Source organism: Sorangium aterium (assembly GCF_028368935.1).
GTDB classification, from domain to species: Bacteria; Myxococcota_A; Polyangia; order Polyangiales; family Polyangiaceae; genus Sorangium; species Sorangium atrum.
In genome coordinates, this window is the sequence record NZ_JAQNDK010000002.1 from 1,929,636 (window position 1) to 1,952,138 (window position 22,503).

Below are 22,503 nucleotides of genomic sequence, written 5' to 3' on the forward strand. Positions count from 1 at the left end.
AACCGTGCAGGCGGCGATCCAGCAGGGCCGGGAGTTGATTGCTCGCACAGAAGTGATCGGTCTTGGGACATTTCGCTAGGTCAGCACGCACGTTTCCCGGAGCCCGGGGACGGGCAGCGGGTGGATGCCGCTGGCGTAGCTCAATCGGTAGAGCACCTGCCTTGTAAGCAGGGGGTTAGGGGTTCAAGTCCCCTCGTCAGCTCCGATGCAAGGCAACAGGTCGATGGTTCGGGAGGTCGCGGCAGAGACAAAGTCGGCAAAATCTAATAAATAGAGAAAATCTGGAGGGTTGCCCGAGCGGCCAAAGGGAGCAGACTGTAAATCTGCCGGCAATGCCTACGATGGTTCGAATCCATCACCCTCCACCGGGGCGTCTTTACGCTCCGAAGGCGGTCCGACCAGGATCCAGATCCGCTGGGGTCACTCCCGACGGAAGCCCGCGGGCGTAGCTCAGTTGGTAGAGCGTCAGCCTTCCAAGCTGAACGTCGCCGGTTCGAACCCGGTCGCCCGCTCCGTGGTCGGTCGTTTGCCCACCTAGCTCAGTTGGCAGAGCACGTCCTTGGTAAGGACGAGGTCGTCGGTTCAATCCCGATGGTGGGCTCCAGCGAGGACAGCGAAACGCAGTCGCGAACTTCATTTCGGCAGGAGACATCTCGATGGCCAAGGAGAAATTCACTCGTACGAAGCCGCACGTGAACGTGGGCACCATCGGCCACATCGACCACGGCAAGACCACGCTCACGGCGGCGCTCGTCAAGGTGCAGTCGAAGCGCAACCTGGCGAAGGCGATCTCGTACGCCGACATCGCGAAGGGCGGGACGGTCCGTGACGAGACCAAGACGGTGACCATCGCGGCGGCGCACGTCGAGTACGAGTCGGCGAACCGCCACTACGCGCACGTCGACTGCCCCGGGCACGCCGACTACATCAAGAACATGATCACCGGCGCGGCGCAGATGGACGGGGCGATCCTCGTCGTGTCGTCGCTCGACAGCGTGATGCCGCAGACGCGCGAGCACGTGCTGCTCGCCCGGCAGGTCGGCCTGAACCACATCGTCGTGTTCCTCAACAAGTGCGACGCGGTGGACGACCCGGAGATGCTCGACCTGGTCGAGATGGAGGTCCGCGAGCTGCTGTCGAAGTACAAGTTCGACGGCGACAACGCGCCGGTGGTCCGGGGCGCGTCGCTGCCCGCCCTGCAGGGCGACCCGAAGTGGGAGGAGACGATCCAGCAGCTGCTCAGCGCGCTGGACAGCTACATCCCCGAGCCGGTGCGCGACATCGACAAGCCGTTCCTGATGGCGATCGAGGACGTGTTCTCGATCAAGGGCCGCGGCACGGTGGCCACGGGCCGCATCGAGCGCGGCGTGATCAAGGTCGGCGACGAGGTGCAGATCATCGGCTTCAAGGACACGAAGAAGTCGGTCGTGACCGGCGTCGAGATGTTCCGCAAGCTGCTCGATCAGGGGCAGGCGGGCGACAACGTCGGGTGTCTGCTCCGCGGCGTGGAGAAGGAAGAGATCGAGCGCGGCCAGGTGCTGGCGAAGCCCGGGTCGATCACGCCGCACACGAAGTTCACCGGTGAGGTGTACGTCCTCAAGAAGGAGGAGGGCGGGCGCCACACGCCGTTCTTCACCAACTACCGGCCGCAGTTCTACATCCGGACGACGGACGTGACCGGCACGGTGAACCTCCCCGAGGGGGTGAAGATGGTGATGCCGGGCGACAACATCACGATGACGATCGAGCTCATCGCGCCGGTCGCGCTGGAGGAGCAGATGCGCTTCGCCATCCGCGAGGGCGGCAAGACGGTGGGCGCCGGCGTCGTCACCAAGATCCTCGCGTAGGAGGCCGACGTGGGCGAGCAGGCCGGTGGGTGGCGTGCGGCGCGCATCGCCGTCTCACTGGCCTGTCGCGAGTGCAAGTCGCGGAACTACAAGACCACGAAGGCGCCGGACCAGGTGGTGTCGCTCAAGAAGTTCTGCAAGCAGTGCAAGAAGCACACGGTTCACGACGAGACGAAGTGAACGGGTGCTCAGGAAGGCGCAGCGATTCTAGGGGTATAGCTCAGTTGGTAGAGCAGCGGATTCCAAATCCGCAGGTCGGGAGTTCGAGCCTCTCTGCCCCTGCCGGGGGATGTGGGTGCCCCATGGCCGCCCTTGGATCCCCACCGAGCAGGCCTCTGTCTGCCGCGGGTCGGCGCGTTTGGTGTTGTTATGGCGAAGGGTCAAAAAGACAAGCAGCCGCCGAAGGTCGCGGAGGACGAGGAGCCGGAAGAATCCGGACCGAGCTCGCCCGCCGAGGACTCGTCCCTCGTGGCGCAGAGCGAGAGGACGGGGGCTGCTGACGCGAAGGACGCCGAGGCGCAGCGGGCCGATGAGTCGAACGAGGCCGATGAGGCCGAGGACGAAGAGGTCGCGGCTGCTCAGCTCGGCTCGGAGCGCTATGTGCTCGCCGGCTTCTTCGCCGCGGGGATGCTGCTCGCCTACCTGCTTGGCAAGGTCGTCCATGGCGTCTGGGCGACCCTGGCCAACAAGGACTGGTTCAGCCGGACGCTTCCGGCGCTCGCCGCGGTGGGTGACGACGACAAGACGACGTACGGCATGATCGTCGGCGGCGTCGTCGCGCTGGTCGTCGTGTTGCGCGCGTTCCGCAACGCCGAGCTCCGCGCCTGGAGCGACGAGGTCGCCGCCGAGCTGGCGAAGGTGAAGTGGCCGACCAAGAAAGAGGTGACGAATGCGACGTTCGTCGTCATCGCGACGACCACCGTGGCGACCCTCTACCTGGCGCTGCTCGACCGCTTCTGGGCATTCGTGACCAACATCGTTTACGGCGATGGAAGCTGAAGCAGGGAGATCCTGAGGGAATCAAGCGCCATGGCCAAGAAGTGGTACGTCATCCATACCTACTCGGGATACGAGGCGAAGGTGCGCGACGCGCTCCAGCAGCGCGTGAAGCAGTACAGCCTGGAAGATCGGTTTGGCGAGATCCTCATCCCGAGCGAGACGGTCACGGAGAACCGTCCCGGCGGTAAGACCCGCGTGCGTCAGAAGCTCAGCCTGCCCGGCTACATCTTCGTGGAGATGGAGATGAACGAGCAGGTCTGGCACCTGGTCAAGGACACCCCCAAGGTGACCGGCTTCATCGGCAACCAGACGCCGCAGGAGGTCCCGATCGTTCAGATCGACAATCTCCGGCGGGGGATCGTCGAAGGGGCGGTCAAGCCGAAGCCGCGGCTCACGTTCGAGGTGGGTGAGGAGGTGCGGGTCCTCGATGGCGCCTTCGCGAACTTCACCGGCACGGTCGACGACGTGAAGATGGACAAGCAGAAGCTCAAGGTGAAGGTCAGCATCTTCGGCCGACCCACCAGCGTGGAGCTCGACTTCTCAGCCGTGGAGAAGCGCTAGCCGGGAACGGACGGCTGCAAACCTGCGGGCGAGCACCGCGCCTCCGCGGTGCTTCGCTGTTTCTCTGAATAGTAGACCGCCCGTCGGGCGGCGGTTCGATAGGGTGCGAGATTCATCATGGCGAAGAAAGTCACAGGGTACGTGAAGCTGCAGCTTCCGGCGGGCAAGGCCAACCCGTCGCCCCCCGTCGGTCCGGCGCTCGGCCAGCACGGCGTCAACATCATGGCGTTCTGCAAGGACTTCAACTCGCGGACGGCGGCGCAGGGGGACATGATCATCCCGGTGGTGATCACGGTCTACTCGGACCGCTCGTTCACGTTCATCATGAAGACGCCGCCGGCCTCCGTGCTCCTCAAGAAGGCGGCGGGGCTCGAGACGAAGAAGAAGCCGGGCGCGGGCTCCAAGGAGCCCAACAAGGTCAAGGTGGGCAAGGTCACGCAGAAGCAGCTGCAGGAGCTTGCCCAGCTCAAGATGCAGGACATGAACACGACCAACCTCGAGTCCGCGATGCGCAGCATGGCGGGCACGGCGCGCTCGATGGGCATCGACGTCGTCGACTGAGGTGGTCGCGCTCCCCGCCGTCGGGGATGCGCCCCCCGCCGCGCTGGCGTCCCGAGGGGCGCCCGGCGGGCCAGAAGCAAGACTTACCACGGTAGTTTCAGGCGCACCGTGGGAGGCGAGAGCCGTTAAGAAGGAGGGCATGTGCCGAAAGTCGCCAAAAAGAAAGTCGCAGCGCGGGCAGTCGTCGACCGCGCGCGAAAGTACACATTGCAGGAGGCGTGCGCGCTCGTGAAGCAAGCGGCGCCCGCCAAGTTCGACGAGACGGTGGACCTCGCGGTCCGGCTGGGCGTCAACCCGCGGCACGCAGACCAGATGGTCCGCGGCGCCGTCGTGCTGCCGCATGGGACGGGGCAGTCGCTCCGGGTCCTGGTCTTCGCCAAGGGTGAGAAGGCCAAGGAGGCCGAGGCGGCCGGCGCCGACTTTGTCGGCGAGGCGGATCTCGTGAACAAGGTCCAGGAAGGCTTCATGGACTTCGATCGCGTGATCGCCACGCCCGACATGATGGGTCTGGTGGGCAAGCTCGGCCGTATCCTCGGTCCGCGCGGCCTGATGCCGAACCCGAAGGTCGGGACCGTGACGTTCGACGTGAAGACGGCCGTCTCGGAGGCGAAGGCCGGCAAGGTGGAGTACCGCGTCGAGAAGGCGGGCATCGTGCACGCGCGGATCGGCAAGGTCTCCTTCGCGGAGAACGCGCTCCACGTGAACGCGGACGCGCTGATCCAGGCGCTCGTCCGGGCCAAGCCGGCGACGGCCAAGGGCATCTACCTCCGGAGCATCACGCTGTCTTCCACGATGGGCCCCGGGGTTCGCATCGACCCGGTCCACTTCATCGGCAAGACGGAGGAGGCGTAGCCCATGGAACGGTCCCAGAAGGAAGTGCTGATCGGCTCCGTCCGGCAGAAGTTCGAGCGGATGTCTTCCGCGGTCTTCCTGGACTTCAAGGGGATGAACGTCGAGGCGGTCACCAAGCTTCGCGATGAGTTCCGGAAGTCCGGCGTGGAGTACCGGGTCGTGAAGAACACGCTCGTCCGCCACGCCATCAAGGAGCACCCCTGGGCGAAGACCCTCTCGAAGAGCCTGACCGGCATGACCGGCGTGGCCTGGAGCTACGAGGATCCGAGCGCGGCAGCCAAGGTCGTCAAGGCGTTCCGCAAGGACAACCAGAAGCTGCAGATCAAGGCGGGGCTCATCGAGGGGCAGATCCTCTCGGGCGACGCCGTCGAGACGCAGCTCGCGACGATGCCCGGCAAGGATGAGCTTCGTGCCACGCTGCTCGCGACGCTGCAGGCGCCGCTCCAGCAGTTCGTGCAGCAGCTCAACGCGCCTCTCCAGAATTTCGCCTATCTCTTGAAGGCGAAGGAAGAGGAAGCGGGCAAGCAGGCCTGAGAGGGCGCTTTCGTATCAATTGGGCCTTGCGCCCGTCTGGTTTTGGTTTACATGGGCCCCCTCCCCGGGGCGCGCAGAAGAGTTTGAAGGAGTCTTGCAATGGCTGAGATCACGCGCGAGCAGGTCGTCGATTACCTCTCCAACCTCCCTGTCATCCAGATCGCCGAGCTCATCAAGGACCTCGAGAACAAGTGGGGCGTCAAGGCTGCCCCCGCGGCCGTGGCCGTCGCCGCCGGCCCCGCGGCCGGCGCTGCTCCGGCCGAGAAGGCCCCGGAGCAGACCGAGTTCGACGTCATCCTTGCGAACGCCGGCAGCAACAAGATCGGCGTCATCAAGGCGATCCGCGAGATCACCGGTCTGGGCCTGAAGGAGGCGAAGGACCTGGTCGAGGCCGCGCCGAAGACCGTCAAGGAGCAGGTTTCCAAGGCGGACGCGGAGGAGATGAAGAAGAAGCTCGTCGAGGCAGGTGCTACCGTCGAGCTCAAGTAACGATCACCGCTCCCTGCTAGGGAAATCGGGATCCGCCGGCGGACGGCGGCAGGGGCGGTCGTCCCTGCCGCACGTCCGGCTTTTGTCTGATGAACGGGACCGCGGATGCGGGCCCTCGCGCAACGCTGAAGAGGACCGCGAGTACGGGTCCTCGGTCAACTCTGAAGAGGACCGCGGGTGCGGGTCCTCGGCCAACGTCGGAGCTCAATGGGTCGCCACGCGGTCCGCTCTGCCCCCACAGCCAAGATGTTTTGGGTCCTCATTCCCTGGGGACGCTCGCTCGCCATTCGTGCGTAGCTTCGTGTTCGTTGCTCGGTTCGAGCCGTGCGCCCGCCCCGCACGGCTCGTGTGAGCCGGAGGAAATCGATGCCGTCGGTCGTCCAATCCAACTTCCGCGTCCGTAAGAACCTGGGTCGCGTTCGTCGCATCATCGACGTCCCCAACCTGATCGACATCCAGAAGTCGAGCTACGACAAATTCCTCCAGATGAGCGTTCCGCCGAACGAGCGGGAGGAGGTCGGGCTGCAGGCGGTGTTCCGCTCGGTCTTCCCGATCAAAGACTTCAACGGCACGAGCGAGCTCGTCTTCGTCTCGTACAACCTCGAGCCGCCGAAGTACGACGTCGATGAGTGCCGCCAGCGCGGCATGACCTACTCGGCGCCGATCAAGGTCACGAACCAGCTGATGATCTACGACACCCGCGACGGCGGGGAGCGGATCGTGCGCGACATCAAGGAGCAGGAGGTCTACTTCGGCGAGCTCCCGCTGATGACCGAGACGGGCACGTTCATCATCAACGGCACCGAGCGCGTCGTCGTCAGCCAGCTGCACCGGAGCCCCGGCGTCTTCTTCGATCACGACAAGGGCAAGACGCACTCCAGCGGCAAGCTGCTCTACTCCGCGCGCGTGATCCCGTACCGCGGCTCGTGGCTCGACTTCGAGTTCGACCCGAAGGACATCATCTATGTTCGCATCGATCGCCGGCGGAAGATGCACGCCACGGTGCTCCTGCGCGCGCTCGGGTACTCGACCCAGGACCTGCTGAACTACTTCTACTCGACCGAGACCGTGTACCTCGAGAAGGGTGGCAAGTACGCGAAGAGCATCGAGTACGATCTCCTCGCCGGTCAGCGGACGACGCGCGACATCAAGATCGGCAACGACGTCATCGTCAAGAAGAACACCAAGTTCACCCGCGCTGCCATCCGGAAGATGAAGGAGGCGAAGCTCGAGCGGCTCAGCCTCGAGCCGGAGGAGCTCGTCGGGAAGGTCGCGGCGCACGACATCGTCGACCCGGAGACCGGCGAGGTCGTGGTCGAGGTGAACGAGGAGCTCACCGAGGCGAAGCTCGAGCGGCTGCGCGACGCGAACATCGAGCAGTTCCGCATCCTCTTCATCGACGGCCTGAACGTCGGCTCGTACCTCCGCGACACGCTGCTCACCGACAAGGTGAAGACGATGGAGGACTCGATCCTGGAGATCTACCGGCGGCTGCGGCCGGGCGATCCGCCGACGCTCGAGACCGCCAAGACCCTGTTCCACAACCTGTTCTTCAACGCCGAGCGCTATGACCTGTCGAAGGTCGGCCGGCTGAAGCTGAACTACAAGTTCTACCGGGATGTCCCCGAGGACGAGCGGCCGGGTCTCGATCTCACGGTGCTCACGCCCCAGGACATCCTGGAGACCGTGCGCCACCTGATCGAGCTCAAGAACGGGCGCGGCTCGGTCGACGACATCGACCACCTCGGTAACCGCCGCGTGCGCGCGGTCGGCGAGCTGATGGAGAACCAGTACCGCATCGGCCTCGTCCGCATGGAGCGCGCGATCAAGGAGCGCATGAGCATGTCGCAGGAGATCGACACGCTCATGCCCCACGATCTGATCAACGCGAAGCCGGTCAGCGCGGTCGTGAAGGAGTACTTCGGGAGCTCCCAGCTCTCGCAGTTCATGGACCAGACCAACCCGCTCTCGGAGGTCACCCACAAGCGCCGCCTCTCGGCGCTCGGCCCGGGCGGCCTGACCCGCGAGCGGGCCGGCTTCGAGGTGCGCGACGTCCACGCGACCCACTACGGCCGTATCTGCCCGATCGAGACGCCGGAAGGGCCGAACATCGGCCTCATCGCCTCGCTGTCGACGTTCGCCCGCGTGAACGAGTTCGGGTTCGTCGAGACGCCGTACCGGAAGGTCGAGAACGGCCGGGTGACCGAGGACGTGATCTGGCTCTCCGCGCTCGAAGAGGAGGGCAAGTACATCGCGCAGGCGACCGTGAACCTCGACGAGGGCGGTCGCTTCAAGGAGTCGTTGGTCTCGGCCCGCTACAACGGCGAGTTCAAGATCGTCACGCCCGAGATGGTCGAGCTGATGGACGTCGCGCCGAACCAGATGGTGTCGGTCGCCGCCGCGCTCGTGCCGTTCCTCGAGCACGACGACGCGAACCGCGCGCTCATGGGCGCCAACATGCAGCGTCAGGCCGTGCCCCTCGTGCAGTCGCACGCGCCCCTCGTCGGCACCGGCATGGAGGAGCGGCTCGCCCGCGACTCCGGCGTCTGCGTCATCGCGCGGCGCCCCGGGGTCGTCGAGAGCGTCGACGCGACGCGCATCGTCGTCCGCGCCGAGGGCGAGGGCGCCGAGGTGCCCGATATCTACCACCTCATGAAGTTCCAGCGCTCGAACCAGTCGACCTGCTACACGCAGAAGCCGGTCGTCAGGACGGGCGAGGTGGTGAAGAAGGGCGACGTGCTCGCCGACGGCCCGTCGACGGACATGGGCGAGCTCGCGCTCGGCCAGAACGTGCTCGTCGCGTTCATGCCGTGGCAGGGCTACAACTTCGAGGACTCGATCCTTGTCTCCGAGCGCATCGCCAAGGACGACGTGTTCACCTCGATCCACATCGAGGAGTTCGAGTGCGTCGCCCGCGACACGAAGCTCGGCAAGGAGGAGATCACCCGCGACATCCCGAACGTCGGCGAGGAGGCGCTCAAGGACCTCGACGACTCCGGCATCGTGCGCATCGGGGCCGAGGTGCGGCCGGGCGACATCCTGGTCGGCAAGATCACGCCGAAGGGCGAGACCCAGCTCTCCCCCGAGGAGAAGCTGCTCAGGGCGATCTTCGGCGAGAAGGCCGGCGACGTCCGCGACAGCTCGCTCAAGGTGCCGCCCGGCGTCGGCGGGATCGTCATCAACGCTCGCGTGTTCTCCCGCAAGGGGACCGAGAAGGACGACCGCGCGCGGGACATCGAGGATCAGGAGCGGGCCAGGATCGAGCGGACGCGCGACGAGGAGATCAAGATCCTCCGCGACTCGTTCTTCCGCCGCATCCGCGAGCTCCTCCTCGGCAAGGAGGCGACGGGCAAGCTCGTCGACGACAAGGGCAAGGTGCTCTTCCAGAAGGGCGCCATCATCGACGAGCCCTCGCTCGCCGAGATCCCCCGCAAGTACTGGGGGGAGATCCCCGTCGACGACGCCGAGCGGGTCCAGCAGATCCTGCGCGACCTCGAGGAGCTCGTCCGCACGCGCGAGGAGCACTTCCGCGACAAGATCGATCGCCTCTCCAAGGGCGATGAGCTGCCGCCGGGCGTCATCAAGATGGTGAAGGTCTATATCGCCATCAAGCGCAAGCTCCAGGTCGGCGACAAGATGGCGGGCCGCCACGGCAACAAGGGCGTCATCAGCCGCATCCTCCCCGAGGAGGACATGCCGTATCTGCAGGACGGCAGGCCGGTCGATCTCGTGCTGAACCCGCTCGGCGTGCCGAGCCGCATGAACGTCGGCCAGATCCTCGAGATCCACCTCGGGTGGGGCGCCTTCGAGCTCGGCAACCAGCTGCAGCGGATGATCGAGCAGCAGCGGGCGAGCGCCGAGATCAAGGAGCACCTGAAGGCCATCTATGCGGGCGACGAGACGATGAACGGCTTCTTCGACAACCTCGATGACGGCGACGTCAAGCGCTTCGTCAAGACGGTCGACGAGGGCGTGTTCATGGGATCGCCGGTGTTCGACGGCGCGCACGAGTCGGACATCAAGGGCGCCCTCGATCTCGCGGGTCTCCCGACCTCGGGTCAGGCGATCCTCTTCGACGGGCGCACGGGCGACGCGTTCGATCAGAACGTCACGGTGGGCATCATGTACATGCTGAAGCTCCACCACCTGGTCGACGACAAGATCCACGCTCGCTCGATCGGACCGTACTCGCTCGTCACGCAGCAGCCCCTCGGCGGCAAGGCGCAGTTCGGCGGGCAGCGGCTCGGCGAGATGGAGGTCTGGGCGATGGAGGCCTACGGCGCGGCCTACGCGCTGCAGGAGTTCCTCACCGTGAAGAGCGACGACGTGATGGGCCGCACCCGGATGTACGAGGCCATCGTGAAGGGGGACTACACCCTGGAGGCGGGGCTGCCGGAGAGCTTCAACGTGCTCATCAAGGAGCTCCAGTCGCTGTGCCTGAACGTCGAGCTGGTCGAGACGAGCGCGGGCGTGGAGGCGTCGGCCGCGGAGGAAGAGGAGTGATGCAGTTCGTCACGTCACGAGCGCCGCGCGCCTTTTCGGTGACGGCAGGGGAGGCGCGCCGCGCGGGCGGCGCGCTCCCGAGCGCTCAAGCAGTGGGCGCGGACAGGTTCATCGGTTTCGTTTCTGTCTCCGGAGGTCTCCATGCGTGACATCTTCAGCTTCTTCGAGAAGCCCAAGGACCCGCTGTCGTTCAGCGCCATCCGCATCTCGCTCGCGAGCCCGGAGAAGATCCGCGAGTGGTCGCACGGCGAGGTGAAGAAGCCGGAGACCATCAACTACCGGACGTTCAAGCCGGAGCGCGATGGTCTGTTCTGCGCCAAGATCTTCGGGCCTGTGAAGGACTACGAGTGCAACTGCGGCAAGTACAAGCGCATGAAGCACCGTGGGATCGTGTGCGAGAAGTGCGGCGTCGAGGTCATCCAGTCGAAGGTCCGGCGCGAGCGGCTCGGGCACATCTCGCTGGCCACGCCGGTCGCCCACATCTGGTTCCTGAAGAGCCTGCCGTCGCGCATCGGCAACATGCTCGACATCACGCTCAAGGACCTGGAGAAGGTGCTTTATTGCGAGGCGTACATCGTCATCGATCCCAAGGAGACTGGCCTCATGCGGGGCGATCTCCTGAGCGAGGAGCGGTATCTGCAGCTCCTCGACGAGTACGGTGACGACAAGTTCAGCGCCGGCATGGGCGGCGAGGCGATCCTCGAGATGCTCAAGCAGGTCGACGTCCACGGCCTGGCGGAGCTGCTCAGGACGGAGATGCGCGCCGCGACCAGCGAGGCCAAGCGGAAGAAGCTCGCGAAGCGGCTCAAGGTCGTCGAGGCGTTCCGCGAGAGCGGCAACCGGCCCGAGTGGATGATGCTGACCGTGATCCCGGTGCTCCCGCCGGATCTGCGCCCGCTCGTCCCCCTGGACGGCGGCCGCTTCGCGACCAGCGATCTCAACGACCTCTACCGCCGCGTCATCAACCGCAACAACCGCCTGAAGCGGCTCCTCGAGCTGAACGCGCCGGAGATCATCATCCGGAACGAGCGCCGGATGCTGCAGGAGGCGGTCGACGCGCTGTTCGACAACGGCCGCCGCGGCAAGACGATCACCGGCCCGAACAAGCGCCCGCTCAAGTCGCTCTCCGACATGCTGAAGGGCAAGCAGGGCCGGTTCCGCCAGAACCTGCTCGGCAAGCGCGTCGACTACTCGGGCCGCTCGGTCATCGTCGTCGGCCCGACGCTGCGCCTGCACCAGTGCGGCCTGCCCAAGAAGATGGCGCTCGAGCTCTTCAAGCCGTTCATCTACAACAAGCTGGAAGAGCGCGGCTACGTCAACACCATCAAGAGCGCCAAGAAGATGGTGGAGAAGGAGCGCCCGGAGGTCTGGGTCATCCTCGAGGAGGTCATCAGCGAGCACCCGGTGCTCCTGAACCGCGCCCCGACGCTCCACCGCCTCGGCATCCAGGCGTTCGAGCCGGTCCTCATCGAGGGCAAGGCGATCCAGCTGCACCCGCTGGTCTGCGCGGCGTTCAACGCCGACTTCGACGGCGACCAGATGGCGGTCCACGTGCCGCTGTCGGTCGAGGCGCAGATGGAGGCGCGCGTGCTCATGATGAGCACGAACAACATCCTCTCGCCCGCGAGCGGCAAGCCGATCATCAACCCGACCCAGGACATCGTGCTCGGGCTCTACTACGCGACCCGCGAGCGGAAGTTCGAGAAGGGGTCGTACCGCGCGGACACCCTCGCCTTCGGCGAGGACGGCGTGGCGCAGGGCTACCTGCGGGGCATCTACGCCTCCCCCGAGGAGGTGCGGATGGCCTACGACAACGGCGAGGTCGCGCTGCACGCCGGCGTCCGCGTCCGCGTCCCGATCATCGACGACGACGGCAACCCGCAGCTCGACGAGTTCGGCCACGTGAAGCGCCGCATCGTCGAGACCACGGTGGGCCGCGTCATCATCTCCGAGGTCCTCCCGAAGGGGGTCGCGTTCGAGTACGCGAACAAGACCCTCGACAAGAAGGCGCTCTCGGCGCTCATCGACGTCTGCTACCGCATCCACCGCAACAAGGAGACCGTCCTCCTCGCGGACCGGCTCCGCACGCTCGGCTTCGACCACGCGATGCGGGCGGGCATCTCGATCTGCATGGATCACATGGTGATCCCGGCGGCCAAGAAGGTCCTCCTGGGCGAGGCGCAGAAGGAGGTCGAGCGCGTCGTCGAGCAGTACCAGGAGGGGCTCATCACCGACGGCGAGCGGTACAACAAGATCGTCGATATCTGGGCGAGCATCGCCGACCAGGTCACGACCGAGATGATGGGCGGCATCGGCAAGGAGACCGTCGTCGATCACGAGACGGGCAAGGAGTCGATCGAGCCGAGCTTCAACCCCATCTACATCATGGCCGACTCCGGCGCGCGCGGCTCCACGCAGCAGATCCGGCAGCTGGCCGCGATGCGCGGCCTGATGGCCAAGCCGTCCGGCGAGATCATCGAGACGCCGATCACCGCGAACTTCCGCGAGGGTCTCAGCGTGCTCCAGTACTTCATCTCGACGCACGGCGCCCGGAAGGGGCTCGCCGACACGGCGCTCAAGACGGCGAACTCGGGGTACCTCACCCGGCGTCTCGTCGACGTGGCGCAGGACGCGGTCATCTCCGAGTTCGACTGCGGCACGCTCGACGGCATCCGCGTGGCGAAGCTCGAGGAGGCCGGCGAGGTCATCCAGCCGCTCGGCGACCGCATCCTCGGCCGCGTCGCGCTGGAGGACGTCGTCGACCCGCTCACCGGCGAGGTGCTCATCACGGCGAACACCGAGCTCGACGAGCAGGCGGTGCGGTCCATCGAGGACGCCGGCATCGAGGAGGTCGTCATCCGCTCGGTGCTCACGTGCCAGCTCCGCCGCGGGGTCTGCGCGCTGTGCTACGGGCGCGACCTCGCCCGCGGCTATCGGGTCAACATCGGCGAGGCGGTGGGCATCATCGCCGCCCAGTCGATCGGCGAGCCGGGCACGCAGCTCACGATGCGCACCTTCCACATCGGCGGCACCGCGGCGCGCGGCAAGATCGAGGCGAGCTACCTCGAGGCCCGCACCGAGGGCACCGTCCGTCTCCGCCGCGCGGTCGTCCAGAAGAAGAAGGACGGCACCATGGTGGTCATGAACCGCCACGGCGAGATCGTGGTCGTCGACGAGACGGGCCGCGAGCGCGAGCACAACCGCCTCGTCTACGGCGCCATCCTCAAGAAGGCCGACGGCGAGCGCACCAAGCCGGGCGAGCTGCTCGCCGAGTGGGACCAGTTCGCGACGCCGATCCTCACCGAGGTCTCCGGCGTTGTGAAGTTCGGCGACCTCATCGAGGGCGTCAGCGTCCAGGATCGCCTCGACGAGGTGACGGGCCTCTCGCGAAAGGTCGTCATCGAGTCGAAGGCGGCCGACGTCCGCCCGCGCATCTCGCTGAAGGACCCGGAGTCGGGCAGGACGCTGAAGCTCCCGAACAGCGAGCTCGAGGCGCGCTACCTGCTCCCTGTCGGCGCCCACATCGTCGCGCAGGAGGGGGATCTCATCGAGGCCGGCGAGGTCATCGCCAAGATCCCGCGCGACACGACGAAGGTGCAGGACATCACCGGCGGTCTGCCCCGCGTCGCCGAGCTGTTCGAGGCCCGAAAGCCGAAGGATCACGCGATCATCAGCGAGATCGACGGCGAGGTCACGTTCGGCAAGGACACGAAGGGCAAGCGGAAGGTCATCATCACGCCGTACTCACCGGACGGGCACGCGCTCGGCGATCAGGCGCGCGAGTACCTGATCCCGAAGGGCAAGCACATCCAGGTGCAGCCGGGCGACCGGGTGCGCGCGGGCGACCCCCTCCAGGACGGCCCGCCGAACCCGCACGACATCCTCCGGGTGAAGGGCGAGAAGGAGCTGTCGGCCTGGCTCGTGAACGAGATCCAGCAGGTCTACCGGCTCCAGGGCGTCGGCATCAACGACAAGCACATCGAGGTCATCGTCCGGCAGATGCTCCGGCGGGTCCGCGTGCGCGAGGTCGGCGATACGAACTTCCTCGTCGACGAGCAGGTCGAGAAGCACATCTTCGAGAAGGAGAACGAGACCGTGCTCGAGCGCGGCGGCAAGCCCGCCATCGCGGAGGCGCTCCTCCTCGGCATCACCAAGGCCAGCCTGTCGACCGAGTCGTTCATCAGCGCCTCGTCGTTCCAGGAGACGACCAAGGTGCTCACCGAGGCCGCGATCAACGGCAAGACGGACGATCTCCGCGGTCTCAAGGAGAACGTCATCATGGGCCGCCTGATCCCGGCCGGGACGGGGCTGCCCGCCTACAAGCGCCTCCAGGTCGTGGTCGAGGGCGAGCCGGTGGCGCAAGCGCCGTACGTCGCCCCGCGGCCGCGTCCCGAGGAGACGCTCACGGCCGTGAACGAGGAGTGATCTCCTGCCGGCGCGCCCAGGGCGGGATTCAACCCCGACCCCGGGCGCGCCGCCCATCTCCCGAAGCGCGTTTGCGCCGTCTCGGGAGGCGTCTTCCGCTTCGCCCCAGGCTCACCCACCTGGCGGGCCGCGCCGGACGTGGCGTGCGCGCCCACCCGGGGTCAGTCTTCACTTCCACGTCGCAGCGTATCGGGTCGAGCGGGCATCGCCAGCCAACCGGCGTCGGCTGGAGCGCTCACGGGGCTCGCGCGCCGCGCCGAGCTCTGCTCTCATTCCTCGAGCGCACCCCATGGCTGTATACGCCGCTAGCGGCTGGCCAGCTCTCCCCGCGTGCTCCCGTTCCGCGAGGGTTCTTGGGCGCGCCACCTCCAATTTCTGGGTAGAATCAGGGTTTCGATGGCTTCCGTTCAAGGATTGAACCAGCGGATTGCCGATCGCCTCGTCCTCGAGGGGCGCATCACCCCGGACGATCACCGTCGTGCGGTGGAGTACGCGATGCGTACGCGCGGCCGTATCGAGGACGCCATCATCGAGCTCGACATCGTCAACGAGGCCGAGCTCCTGAAGTTCATCGCGACCGTCCACAACACCCGCTTCGTCTCGACCGAGAAGCTATCGAAGGCGATCATCGAGCCCCGCGTGCTCGCCAAGGTCTCGGCGATCACCGCGACGTTGCACGGCGTCTTCCCGGTCCTGCTCGACGATCGGAACACGACGCTGTCGGTCGCGACCGCGGATCCCGACAACGACGTCGCGCTGCACGAGATCCGGCTCGCCGCGGGCGTGCGGGACGTACGCGCCATCGTCGCCAGGCCGGCGGCGGTCCGCGCGGCCATCGCGTACCACTACCGGGGCGACACGACCGCGTTCAGCTCGCTGCTGCGCCCGGTCAACTCGTTCGACGAGATCCTCTACACCAACAGCAATAACCCCTTCGAGCGCGCGTCGATGACCCACGAGCGCGCGTCGATCACGCACGAGCGCGCGTCGATGACGCACGTGCCCGCGGCGGTCCCGCTGCCGCCGCACGGGCAGACGATGCACGTGCCGCCGGCGCACGTGGCGCCCACGCAGGCGGCGCCGATGCACCCGCAGGCGATGCACGCGCAGCCGGCGCACGCTGCGGCGCCCACGCAGGCGGCGCCAATACCGGCGGCGCTCGTCACGGCGCCGCAGGTGCCCGCGGTGATGCGGGCGCCCTCCGCGCCGCCCCGGGTGGCCCCGGCCGGCCCGCCGCCCACGCCGGTGCCTCCTTCGCCGCCTCCGCAGCAGCAGGTCGCTCCCGCCCCGATCTCCGCGCCGGTCGCCGTGGCGCCGCCCCCGCCGCCGGCGCACCCGACCACGACCCACGCGTACGTCGAGACGCTCAACGTCCTCGTGAGCCTGCTCGAGAACGCGCGGCAGGACCTTCGAGGCCACTCGTCCACGGTCGCTCGCATCGTGCGCAAGCTCTGCGAGCGCATCGGCCTTCCGCCGACGACGGTCGCGAGCTACGTGGCCTCGGCCTACCTGCACGACCTCGGCAAGAACGGCCCGTACCACCTCACGGCGCTCAACGTCGCCGAGTACGAGGGGCACCGGCTCGCCGCGACGAAGAGCGTCGATCTTCCGGCGCACCTCATGGAGTCGGTGGGGCTGCCGCAGGAGGTCGTCTCGGCGATCAGCATGATGTACGAGCGCTACGACGGCAGCGGCTTCCCCGATGGCCTGTCGGGCAAGGAGATCCCGCTCGGGGCGCGCATCCTCGCGGTCGCGGACACCTACGCCGATCTCACGCAGAACCCGCGCAACCCGTACCGCAAGGCGCTCCGCCCGCCGGAGGCCTGCGACGTGCTCGCCCAGTACCGCGCCACCATCTTCGATCCGAACATCGTCGACCTCTTCCGCCAGGTCATGACCGGCGACGACATGCGCGCGAAGCTGCTCTCCGATCGGCACCAGGCGCTCATCGTCGACCCGGATCCCGAGGAGACGACGGTGCTCGAGCTGCGCCTGCTCGAGCAGGGCTTCGAGGTCTCGATCGCGCGCAACGTGGCGCAGGCGCGCCGCGAGCTCGAGACGAAGGACATCGAGGTGGTCGTCAGCGAGATCGACCTCGAGGAGCCCGACGCCGGCCTCGCGCTCCGCGCCGACGCGCTGAAGCTCGGCTTCGGCCGCGACAAGACGTGGGTCATCCTCACGGCGAAGACGGACCGGCAGACCGCCCAGCGCGCCTTCGATCTCGGCGTCGACGACTTCGTCTCGAAGCCGGCGTCGACCGACGTCATGGCCGCCAAGCTCCGCCAGCTCATCGAGCGGCGCTCGACGACCGCCGTCCCCCGCGGCGTGTCCGGCTCGCTCGCCGAGATGGGCCTGCCGGACATGATCCAGATCCTCTGGCACGGCCGGAAGACGTGCGCGCTCAAGATCCAGGCGAACTCCATGGCCGGCGAGATCCACTTCGCCGACGGGCAGGTCGTCCATGCGCTCTGGGCCGGCGCGCAGGGCGAGGACGCGTTCTACCGGATGCTCACGCTCCGGGAGGGCGACTTCCGCCTCGACCCGAGCTTCTCGCCCAGCACCCGCAGCATCACGGCGTCACCGGAGGCGCTGCTGCTCGAAGGGATGCGCCGCCTCGACGAAGGGACCCTGTCCTAGGCGCGTCGCGCTGGAGGCCCCTTGAAGAGCCCCGTCTGCATCGAGACCCCGCGGCTGCGCCTCTTCATCCCTTCCGTCGAGCTCGCTGGCCGCTACCTCGCCTATTTCGAGCGCAACCGCGACCACCTGGCGCGGTGGGATCCGCCGCGCCCCGAGGGCTTCTACACCGAGGCGTTCTGGCGCGAGCGCCTCCTCCGCGACCACGAGGACTTCGCCGCGGATCGCGCGCTCCGGCTCGCGCTGCAGTGGCGCGGCGCGCCCGGCGGCGAGGTGATCGGGGTCTGCAACTTCACGCAGTTCGTCCGCGGCGCCTTCCAGGCCGCGACCCTCGGCTATTCGCTCGACCAGCGCGCCGTGGGCTCGGGCCTGATGTTCGAGGCGATCGAGGCGGGGATCGCGTACATGTTCGACACGCTCGGCTTCCACCGGGTGATGGCGAACTACCTGCCGCACAACGAGCGCAGCGGCCGGCTGCTCCGGCGCCTCGGCTTCGCCGTCGAGGGGTACGCGCGCGATTACCTGTTCATCGACGGCGCCTGGCGCGATCACGTCCTGACCGCGCTGACCAACCCGAGGTCCGCGCCTCCGGGCGGCTCGCGGACGACAGGGACGGCGCACCCCGTCCGCGGCGCCGGCCCGCGCCACGGTTGATCCGGCCGCTCCCGCGATCGCGCCGCCGCGCCGCAGGGGCCGCTGCGCGGCGTCCAGGCCGCACGCCGCGGGCGGCCGGCGACCGGTTGGCGACCGATCGGTAACCAGGCGAGAACGCTGAAGATTGCGGCTTGCCCGCCCGCGACGGCCGCGCGCCGCGTCTTGCCCCGCAGCGGGTGCCGCCCTAGCTTGTCGCGAGGCGTGGACCGCGAGTGCGGCCGCGACCCGGAGGCACATGTACGGTCCGCAAGGCAACGGTGGCGGCAGCGCACGCAGGCCAGCGCAGCGCTCGACGAAGGTCACGGTCCCCGAGATCCGGTCCCGCAAAGGGGTCTCGCCGATCGCGATGGTGACGGCCTACGACTTCACGATGGCGCGGCTGCTCGACGAGGGCGGCGCCGATCTGCTGCTCGTCGGCGACTCGCTGGGGATGGTCGTGCAGGGGCACACGACGACGCTCCCCGTGACGGTCGAGGAGATCTGCTACCACGGGCGCGCGGTGGCGCGCGGCGCGCGGCGGGCCCACGTCGTGGGCGACATGCCGTTCATGAGCTTCCAGCTCTCCCCGATGCACGCGCTCGAGAACGCCGGGCGCATGATGAAGGAGGGCAGCTTCGAGAGCATCAAGCTCGAGGGAGGCGAGGAGATCGCCGAGCACGTGCGCCGGATCGTCGCCGCGGGCATCCCGGTGATGGGTCACCTCGGGCTCACGCCGCAGTCGGTGCACGCGATGGGCGGCTTCAAGGTGCAGGGCAAGGGCGACGAGGCGGCCGAGCGCCTCATCGCCGACGCGCGCATCCTCGACGAGGCGGGCGCCTACGCGATCGTGCTCGAGGCCATCCCGCCGGATCTCGCGCAGGAGGTGACGGCCGCGGTCTCCGTCCCGACGATCGGCATCGGCGCCGGGGCCGGCTGCGACGGGCAGGTGCTCGTCTGTTACGACCTGCTCGGGATGTTCCGCGAGCTGACGCCGAAGTTCGCGAAGCGCTTCGCCGAGGTCGGCGATCAGATCGTGGAGGCGACGCGCGCCTACGTGGACGAGGTCCAGTCGCGCACGTTCCCCGCTGCAGAGCACAGCTTCAAGCCGAACGGGCCTCGCCGGGCCGCCACCGTGCCCGCCGCGCCGGCCAAGCCCGAGTTCGCGCCGGCGGACGAGATCCCCCCGCACTGGCAGACGCACTGAGCGCGGCGGCGCGGTGCGGTGCGGTGCGGTCGATTGACTCGACTCGACTCGACTCGACGCCCGGCTGCTCCGCGCCGGCAGGCGCGCGCTCCGCGCGGGGGAGCGCGCCCGCGGTGGCCGGCCTCAGCTCGCCCGGCCTTCCGCCGGCTCCTGCCGCCCTGCGATGGAGCGCAGCAGGAGCTCGACCGCGAGCAATCCGAGCAGCAGCAGCGCGACGTAGGGCGACCCGTCGATCGACGCGGCCATGCCGCCCAGCTCCGCCGCGCGGGCGCTCTCGGCGACGCGCCGCGGGCGGAGGTCGATCTCGCGCTCCGGGACGGACACGACGCGCGTCGAGCGCTCGCCGTCAAGGGTGAGCTCGTAGAGGCCGGCGAGCGGCGGAGACACGCGCAGGCGCCGCTCGACCTCGGCGACGGGGAGCGCCTCGCGTGACCGCGAGCCCTGCGGGGCCCCGTCGCGATCGAACCGCACGCGCTCGACCTTGACGTCGTGGTAGCCGTCGAACGTCCACACCTCGCCCGCGGAGAGGCGCCGCGCGCCGCCGCGGGCGCGCGCGGCGCCGACGAAGCCGTCGAGCAGCGACAGGAACGCGGGCCGCAGCGCGACGTCGCTCTCCTCCGTGCTGAGGGGCAGCGTCATGAACAGCACCACGCCGCGCCCGAGCGGGCGGCGCACGAGGAACGGGGCGCCGTCCGCCCACCGCGCGAGCACCTCGGCGCCCTCGGAGGCCTCGGCTCCCAGCGTCGCCCGGCCGCGCGGGGCGACGTCGGCGAGGCCGGGCGCGGACGGGCCGAGCCAGCCCGCCGTCGCCGGATCCACGCCGGGCACCGGGGAGGCCGACCAGCGGACGACGCCGGGGACCAGCGGCTCGAACCCTGCGCCGAGCGGCGCCGCGGCCGCGCGCTGGCCGAGCGTCAGCAGCGCGACGCCGCCGCGCTCGACCCACGCGGCGAGCGAGCGGCGCACCTCCGGCGTGAAGCCGGGCGCGTCATCGACGATGAGCCCGGCGTGCGCGGCGAGCTCATCCGCGTGCTCCGGGACCGAGGGCAGCGGCCTGATCTGCGCGTCCAGGTCGAGCGCCGAGAGGGCCTGCTCGAGCGGCGGCGGGCCGCCCGTCTCGACGTGCGTGGTCGCGGGGTCGACAACGACCGCGATCGAGAGCGGGCCGCCGGCGGAGATGATCGGGGCGCGGTCGTCCTCGGCGATCGCGTCGCCGCCGGTGAGCGCGGCGATCAGGATCTCGGGCGCCCCGGCGGGGAGGTCGATCGAGAGCTCCTCGGCGCGCAGGGCCGGATCGAGCGCGACCTTGCCGAGCACGGCGTCGCCGGCGCGCACCTCGAGGGATCGCCCCGCCGCGGCGGAGGCGCCTGCGGCGGAGGCGCCCGCGGCGAGCGGCACGTCCGCGCCGCCGTCTCGCTGCGCGACGGCGATGTCGGGCCCGCGCGCCGCGGTCGACGCGGCGGTGCAGACGACGCGGACGCGCGCCTTCTGGCCGGATCGATCGGCGCGCACGATCCCGCAGTCCTGGCCCGTCGCCTCGAGCTCCTGGAGCGGCACCCACGTGGCGATGTCGGGGGTGCCCGAGATGGGCGGGGCGCCGGGCGTGCCGTCCGCGAGGTCGCTGAGGAGCACGATGCGCTTGTCGCTCTGAGGGAGCCCCCGGAGCAGATCGCGGGCGAGCGCGAGGGCGCCGTCGATGTCGGTTGCGCGGTCCGACGGCGCCGCCGCGGCGAGCGCTTCGCTGACGGCGGCGAGGTTGGTGGTCGATGCGAGGGCGACGCGGGCCGGGGCGCCCGCGAGGACGAGCGCTGCGGCGTCGCCGGGAGCGAGGCCGCTGGCGAGCTCGCGCGCGGCCGTGAGCGCGCGCTCGAACCGCGAGGACGCCTGGCTCGACCGCCCCTCGCGCGCGGCGCCCTCGGCGCCGTCCGTGCGCGCCCGCATGCTGAGCGAGTCGTCGATGACGATGGCGAGCGCGACCGACGCGCCGGCCCTGCGGCTGAGCGACAGGTGCGAGCAGCGCAGGAGCGGCGTGGCGCCGAGCACCGCGAGCGCGAGCACCGAGACGGCCCGCGTGGCGAAGAGGGCGCGGTCCTCGAGGAGGCTCCGGCGCCGCGCCGTCGGCGGCGTGGGCGGGACCAGGCGCGCCGGCGGGAACGGCCGCTCCTCGGCGCGGCGGCGGCGCAGGAGGTGCGCGGCGATCGGCGCGCCGACGAGCAGCGCGACCAGCAGCGCGCCGAGCGTGACGAAGCTCATCGGCGCACCTCGGCGATCGCCTGCACGAGCGCGCGGACGACGTCGGTCGGAGGATCGGCGCTCGTCGCGCGGAGCAGGCGGCCGCCGCGGGACGCGAGCGCCCGCGACCAGCCCTCGGCCAGGGCGGCGAGGCGCGCCTGGTACTGCGCGCGGACCGCCCCCGCGTCGGCCTCCACGACCGCGCCGCCCTCGAGGGCGCGGAGGCGCACGTTGCCCTCGAAGTCGAGCGCCGCTTCGCTGGGATCGAGGACCTGGAGGGCGATCAGCGTGCGGCCGCCGGTGCTCAGCGACGTGAACGCGGAGAGCGCGCGGTCGGCGCCCGACGGGGCCGCGCCGGATTCATGAGCAAGATCGATGAGATCCGAGATGAGCAGGACGACGGCGCCGCGGCGGGCCTTCTTCGCGATGGGCGCGAGCGCGCGCTCGACGGCGCCGGCGTCGCCGCTCCAGTCCTGGGCGGCGGAGGTGGCCTCGAGGGCGCCGACGATCCGCTCGAACGCCTCGCGCCCCGCCATCGCGGGCAGGCCGTGGGTCCCGGCGCCGCCGAGCCAGGCGAGCCCCACCGGGTCGCCGGTCGCGAGCGCGACGCGGGCCATGGCCGCGGCGATGAGCGCCGCGTAGGCCAGCTTGGCGCCGGGCGCGCGCCGGCCGCGGTAGGACATCGACGCGGTCGCGTCGACGCACAGCCACAGGGCGCGATCGGTCTCGGTCTCGAACTCGCGCACCATGAGGCGATCGTGGCGGAGCAGGGCGCGGCGATCGAAGAAGCGGAGATCGTCGCCGGGCACATAGGGCCGCTGGCCGCCGAACTCGACGCCCGCGCCCTTGCGGACGCTCCGGTGCATCCCGGCGTAGACGCCCTCGGCGACGGCGCGCGACTTGAGGCGGAGCGGGGCGAGGCCGCCCCAGTCGATGGGGAACGCGGCGAGCGAGGCGCGATCGGAGGCGAGCGGCACGGTCCGCTTCTTAGCCTGGATCCACGGGGCGATCACCTCGCGCCAGCCGTGC

15 protein-coding genes and 5 tRNA genes are annotated in these 22,503 nt (G+C 69.0%); 18 read left to right on the forward strand and 2 right to left on the reverse strand.

Features of this window, described 5'->3' with window-relative positions; genetic code table 11:
- Positions 1 to 129 precede the first annotated feature (129 nt).
- From POL72_RS22250 to panB, 18 genes are all read left to right on the forward strand, one after another.
- A tRNA-Thr gene (locus POL72_RS22250) sits at positions 130 to 202 on the forward strand.
- Between the two features lie 81 nt (positions 203 to 283).
- Positions 284 to 365, forward strand: a tRNA-Tyr gene (locus POL72_RS22255).
- 74 nt (positions 366 to 439) lie between these two features.
- Positions 440 to 512: transfer RNA gene (locus POL72_RS22260), tRNA-Gly, on the forward strand.
- Between the two features lie 16 nt (positions 513 to 528).
- Positions 529 to 604 (forward strand) — tRNA-Thr (locus tag POL72_RS22265).
- Between the two features lie 52 nt (positions 605 to 656).
- On the forward strand, positions 657 to 1,847 hold the full coding sequence (tuf, locus tag POL72_RS22270) for an elongation factor Tu (RefSeq protein ID WP_012233037.1): 1,191 nt from the start codon (positions 657 to 659) through the stop codon (positions 1,845 to 1,847).
- Positions 1,848 to 1,856: 9 nt separating this feature from the next.
- On the forward strand, positions 1,857 to 2,027 hold the full coding sequence (gene rpmG, locus POL72_RS22275; protein ID WP_012233038.1) for a 50S ribosomal protein L33: 171 nt from the start codon (positions 1,857 to 1,859) through the stop codon (positions 2,025 to 2,027).
- Between the two features lie 29 nt (positions 2,028 to 2,056).
- A tRNA-Trp gene (locus POL72_RS22280) sits at positions 2,057 to 2,129 on the forward strand.
- A gap of 87 nt (positions 2,130 to 2,216) precedes the next feature.
- Entirely contained in the window at positions 2,217 to 2,846 is a 630-nt protein-coding gene (gene secE / locus POL72_RS22285; protein WP_272097519.1) for a preprotein translocase subunit SecE, read from the forward strand.
- 30 nt (positions 2,847 to 2,876) lie between these two features.
- The gene (gene nusG / locus POL72_RS22290) at positions 2,877 to 3,407 is read left to right on the forward strand and encodes a transcription termination/antitermination protein NusG (RefSeq protein WP_012233040.1); all 531 of its coding nucleotides are present in this window, start codon (positions 2,877 to 2,879) and stop codon (positions 3,405 to 3,407) included.
- A 117-nt stretch (positions 3,408 to 3,524) separates the two neighbouring features.
- A complete protein-coding gene (rplK, locus tag POL72_RS22295; RefSeq protein WP_272097520.1) occupies positions 3,525 to 3,968 on the forward strand; it encodes a 50S ribosomal protein L11 in 444 nt (147 codons plus the stop codon).
- Positions 3,969 to 4,109: 141 nt separating this feature from the next.
- On the forward strand, positions 4,110 to 4,820 hold the full coding sequence (gene rplA / locus POL72_RS22300; protein ID WP_272097521.1) for a 50S ribosomal protein L1: 711 nt from the start codon (positions 4,110 to 4,112) through the stop codon (positions 4,818 to 4,820).
- A 3-nt stretch (positions 4,821 to 4,823) separates the two neighbouring features.
- Complete coding sequence (rplJ, locus tag POL72_RS22305; protein ID WP_012233043.1) at positions 4,824 to 5,354, forward strand: 50S ribosomal protein L10; 531 nt, start codon at positions 4,824 to 4,826, stop codon at positions 5,352 to 5,354.
- 99 nt (positions 5,355 to 5,453) lie between these two features.
- On the forward strand, positions 5,454 to 5,843 hold the full coding sequence (gene rplL / locus POL72_RS22310; RefSeq protein WP_272097522.1) for a 50S ribosomal protein L7/L12: 390 nt from the start codon (positions 5,454 to 5,456) through the stop codon (positions 5,841 to 5,843).
- 366 nt (positions 5,844 to 6,209) lie between these two features.
- Positions 6,210 to 10,346 carry a DNA-directed RNA polymerase subunit beta gene (gene rpoB, locus POL72_RS22315; RefSeq protein WP_012233045.1) on the forward strand — a complete coding sequence of 1,379 codons (4,137 nt, stop codon included), beginning with the start codon at positions 6,210 to 6,212 and terminating at the stop codon, positions 10,344 to 10,346.
- 141 nt (positions 10,347 to 10,487) lie between these two features.
- Positions 10,488 to 14,771 carry a DNA-directed RNA polymerase subunit beta' gene (rpoC, locus tag POL72_RS22320; RefSeq protein ID WP_272097523.1) on the forward strand — a complete coding sequence of 1,428 codons (4,284 nt, stop codon included), beginning with the start codon at positions 10,488 to 10,490 and terminating at the stop codon, positions 14,769 to 14,771.
- 396 nt (positions 14,772 to 15,167) lie between these two features.
- A complete protein-coding gene (locus POL72_RS22325) occupies positions 15,168 to 17,408 on the forward strand; it encodes an HD domain-containing phosphohydrolase (protein WP_272097524.1) in 2,241 nt (746 codons plus the stop codon).
- A gap of 21 nt (positions 17,409 to 17,429) precedes the next feature.
- On the forward strand, positions 17,430 to 18,059 hold the full coding sequence (locus tag POL72_RS22330; RefSeq protein ID WP_272097525.1) for a GNAT family N-acetyltransferase: 630 nt from the start codon (positions 17,430 to 17,432) through the stop codon (positions 18,057 to 18,059).
- A gap of 235 nt (positions 18,060 to 18,294) precedes the next feature.
- Positions 18,295 to 19,242: a 3-methyl-2-oxobutanoate hydroxymethyltransferase gene (gene panB, locus POL72_RS22335; protein WP_272097526.1), complete on the forward strand. Its 948-nt coding sequence runs from the start codon at positions 18,295 to 18,297 to the stop codon at positions 19,240 to 19,242.
- A 123-nt stretch (positions 19,243 to 19,365) separates the two neighbouring features.
- Here panB and POL72_RS22340 read toward each other — a convergent pair whose 3' ends face one another.
- Both POL72_RS22340 and POL72_RS22345 read right to left on the reverse strand, forming a co-directional pair.
- The gene (locus tag POL72_RS22340) at positions 19,366 to 21,495 is read right to left on the reverse strand and encodes a VWA domain-containing protein (RefSeq protein ID WP_272097527.1); all 2,130 of its coding nucleotides are present in this window, start codon (positions 21,493 to 21,495) and stop codon (positions 19,366 to 19,368) included.
- Entirely contained in the window at positions 21,492 to 22,451 is a 960-nt protein-coding gene (locus tag POL72_RS22345) for a DUF58 domain-containing protein (protein ID WP_272097528.1), read from the reverse strand. The genes POL72_RS22340 and POL72_RS22345 overlap by 4 nt, the downstream gene beginning before the upstream one ends.
- Positions 22,452 to 22,503: the final 52 nt, after the last annotated feature.

What these genes read in the sequence shown, in the direction of transcription:
- secE (WP_272097519.1), top strand. Translation starts at nt 2,217, where the DNA reads ATGGCGAAGGGTCAAAAAGACAAGCAGCCGCCGAAGGTCGCGGAGGAC.
- panB (WP_272097526.1), top strand. Translation starts at nt 18,295, where the DNA reads ATGTACGGTCCGCAAGGCAACGGTGGCGGCAGCGCACGCAGGCCAGCG.
- rplK (WP_272097520.1), top strand. Translation starts at nt 3,525, where the DNA reads ATGGCGAAGAAAGTCACAGGGTACGTGAAGCTGCAGCTTCCGGCGGGC.
- rpoC (WP_272097523.1), top strand. Translation starts at nt 10,488, where the DNA reads ATGCGTGACATCTTCAGCTTCTTCGAGAAGCCCAAGGACCCGCTGTCG.
- POL72_RS22340 (WP_272097527.1), bottom strand. Translation starts at nt 21,495, where the DNA reads ATGAGCTTCGTCACGCTCGGCGCGCTGCTGGTCGCGCTGCTCGTCGGC.
- rplJ (WP_012233043.1), top strand. Translation starts at nt 4,824, where the DNA reads ATGGAACGGTCCCAGAAGGAAGTGCTGATCGGCTCCGTCCGGCAGAAG.
- rpoB (WP_012233045.1), top strand. Translation starts at nt 6,210, where the DNA reads ATGCCGTCGGTCGTCCAATCCAACTTCCGCGTCCGTAAGAACCTGGGT.
- POL72_RS22325 (WP_272097524.1), top strand. Translation starts at nt 15,168, where the DNA reads ATGGCTTCCGTTCAAGGATTGAACCAGCGGATTGCCGATCGCCTCGTC.
- rplL (WP_272097522.1), top strand. Translation starts at nt 5,454, where the DNA reads ATGGCTGAGATCACGCGCGAGCAGGTCGTCGATTACCTCTCCAACCTC.
- nusG (WP_012233040.1), top strand. Translation starts at nt 2,877, where the DNA reads ATGGCCAAGAAGTGGTACGTCATCCATACCTACTCGGGATACGAGGCG.
- tuf (WP_012233037.1), top strand. Translation starts at nt 657, where the DNA reads ATGGCCAAGGAGAAATTCACTCGTACGAAGCCGCACGTGAACGTGGGC.